The sequence below is a fragment of the Allobosea sp. 10L417 genome (genome assembly GCF_056395485.1).
On sequence record NZ_JBFTJP010000032.1, the window covers coordinates 1 to 2,702 of the forward strand.

Here is a 2,702-nt window from a genome sequence, read left to right on the forward strand (position 1 = left end):
CGCGCCAGTGGCGTACAGCCAACGATCAGTTCACCCGCTCGGTTCCGCAATTCCAGTAAAAAATTTCAGATCATGGGTCGTTCGACTCGAATGACCTCCACAGCATGAAAAGGCCTCGCCGGCCGGCCGAAGACCAGCAGGCCACGCTTGCATCGGGAACGAAGGCATCGAGCCGGTCAGCGCGTCGCGCGTCGCGTCGCCCGCACAACGGTAGGCGCTGTAACGGCACCCGCTGCTCCGCCGACGACCGCGCCAACCGGGCCCCCTACTGCTGCGCCGGTGCCGGCTCCAACCGCGGCTCCGCCGACGCGCTGCTCGGTGGTGTTGCAGGCGGTCGTCATGATCGCGGCAGCAATCAGTGCAGAAAAAGTCAGGGCATTCATGGTGCATCCTCCTTTGGCCATGAACACGCGCCGAAGATGGCAGTTCCCCAAAACGCAAAAAGGCCCGATCCACTTTCGGAGACCGGGCCAACTTAAGTGCATACGCAGCGACGCCGACGTGCCGTCTCCGCGTTTCTGCTTAAGCCGCCGAAATGAAAAATTGTGATCTGAGGGTACTATTGTGATGCGGTGTCGGGCTTGACGGGCCAGGTTAGCTGGGGCGCGGTCGCTTCGAACTCTTCGACCGCCTGTTCAACGACGCAACTATGAACGCCCTGTTGCCAAAGCGACGCGACTATATAGGCAAGCCGCTCCCGCTCGCCTGGCGCTTTCAATGGATCGGATCCGTGCCGCTCAACGACCATCGCCCAGGCTCTGTCCAGCGATCGTTGAAGAATATCCAGCTCTTCCGGTGACGCGAAACTAAATGGCAAAATCCATCCCCCCCGCTTCTTAAAGCGGTTCTAGGGTATCGGACGGAAACGACAAAGTGCCCCGGCGCTCCAGATGGAGAGCCGGGCAGAGTTCGACAGGGAGGAGCCGGTTAGGCCAGCGGGCGGGGTGTTTCACCTATCTCGAAATGCGAGGCGAATTCGATAGCGCGCCCCACAGTACGCCTGCGGAAACGGCCCCAGTGAAAGGGTCGACAAAAATCCCAGCGACGATCCCCAGCGCCAACGCGACACGACAATATAGGCGGGCCTTTCAACGAAAAAAGGCCCGGCGCCGCGACAGCGGGCCGGGAGCCGCCCAAGGAGGGCCGCCCCTTTACGAGGGAGAGGCGACGGCCGGGATTAGGACATCCATCTGCCGAAGTACCAGCCGAATCCGACTGCAAAAAGCATCCCGGCCGAGACACAGATCAACAGGACCATGGTTCCCAGGGAACCATCGAGATTAGCCTGAGTTCCGCGCCTCTACGAAACCAACGTTCAGCTCCAGCGTCTGCTCGCTGGCCCGACAATATAGGCAGTCCCCCCACAAAAAAACGGCCCGGCGCCGCGGGAGAAGGCCGGGCCACGTTCAGGGATCAAGCCGCTCAAGCCGGCAGCCATCTTGCGGCGGTGAGCCGCTCGATTTCAGGAAGGACCAGTGCGCGAGCGGCCCTCAAGCCAATCGATCCTCCGCTGCATGTTCAAGAGAGCGTCCCGAAGGCTGAAGGTGTCGCCGATCCGAGGCAAATCGATATCGCCAAGGCGCTTCGCAGCGCCCTTGAAGGTCACCAGACAATGCTCCAGGAATGAAAAAGCCCGCGCGCGGCGGGCGAGGAAATCGGGCGCGGCCGGTCACAGAATGATCGCGTCAGCGCTGCATCGGGATCACCCAATGGCCATCGCATGCGCCTCTCATTGGCCGATCGAAGGATCGGAGAAAGCGTATGACCTATGCCTGTGCCGTTGCCGGCGTCGCGATCAGCCTTCTGCTCGTGACCAACAAGGGTCTGCCGACGAAGAAGGAGAGCTGCGCCAAAACGCCGAAGGGGTCCGTGGTCGCCTTATTGGACTGCGGGCCACGGCCAACAACAAGCGAATAGCCGGCGACCAGCCCCCGGCGTGCTGCGGTCGTGTCCATCAAATGCTCCGGATGTGATGCGGAACCCCACCCAACGCGTGAGGGTTAAGTTGAGGAGATTTCAATGATCGCAGCGGAGGTCCGCATGCTGATCCCGGTAACGCTAATCGCGACGCTGCTGATCGCAGCAACAGTCTGTTTCGTGATCCTGGCCATTTCGACCGGAACGAACCGCCGCTGGCCTCGCTAGGCCTGGCCCTCCCCTCGAAGTGCCCCATGAAGCGGCCAAAGCTCCGACTTTGGAGAGCAGCCAGAGACCTGGCGGGACTGTCAGCTCACGACCCTCTCCCGACATACGGAAGGTCTGCTTCCCGGCAAGGCATCGAACGCGCATTCGTAGGCGGGTTCATCCGGGGATCTCAAGCGCAGGTGCTGGAGGTTCGCAGTCCCAGCAGCCCAGCGCCGCCCCCGGATGAACAACCTTCATAGCTTCGACAGCTAGCTACCGCAGCCCACGCAACTTGCGACATTCTGCGTCGAAGAAGGGGTTGTTCATGTTCTTGGGAACCAGAGCGAAGACGTATTTCCTGCCCTGAGCCTGAACTTCTCCTCCGGCAGCGAGCAGTGCGAGCGCGGCGACACCTAAAGTCAGCGTTTTAGCCGCTTTCGACGTCATCGCTGGAACCCAGTCCGACGAGAAAGGCGGTTTCGATACCTTTGGCCGGCGACCCTTTCGCCAGGGCCTCGTGCATCTGCGCTGCTTCATCGCCGAGAAGGTTCTGGAGAACCGGGAGGGCGGCTCGACGC

3 protein-coding genes are annotated in these 2,702 nt (G+C 61.5%); 1 reads left to right on the top strand and 2 read right to left on the bottom strand.

Annotated features, from left to right (window positions below):
* Positions 1–176 precede the first annotated feature (176 nt).
* Both AC1DE3_RS28190 and AC1DE3_RS28195 read right to left on the bottom strand, forming a co-directional pair.
* Positions 177–383, bottom strand: coding sequence for a hypothetical protein (locus AC1DE3_RS28190; RefSeq protein ID WP_441514576.1), 207 nt, complete (start codon positions 381–383; stop codon positions 177–179).
* A gap of 1,383 nt (positions 384–1,766) precedes the next feature.
* On the bottom strand, positions 1,767–1,955 hold the full coding sequence (locus AC1DE3_RS28195; protein WP_476798085.1) for a hypothetical protein: 189 nt from the start codon (positions 1,953–1,955) through the stop codon (positions 1,767–1,769).
* A gap of 64 nt (positions 1,956–2,019) precedes the next feature.
* Between AC1DE3_RS28195 and AC1DE3_RS28200 the strand changes: the two genes are divergently transcribed.
* On the top strand, positions 2,020–2,145 hold the full coding sequence (locus AC1DE3_RS28200) for a hypothetical protein (protein ID WP_476798086.1): 126 nt from the start codon (positions 2,020–2,022) through the stop codon (positions 2,143–2,145).
* Positions 2,146–2,702: the final 557 nt, after the last annotated feature.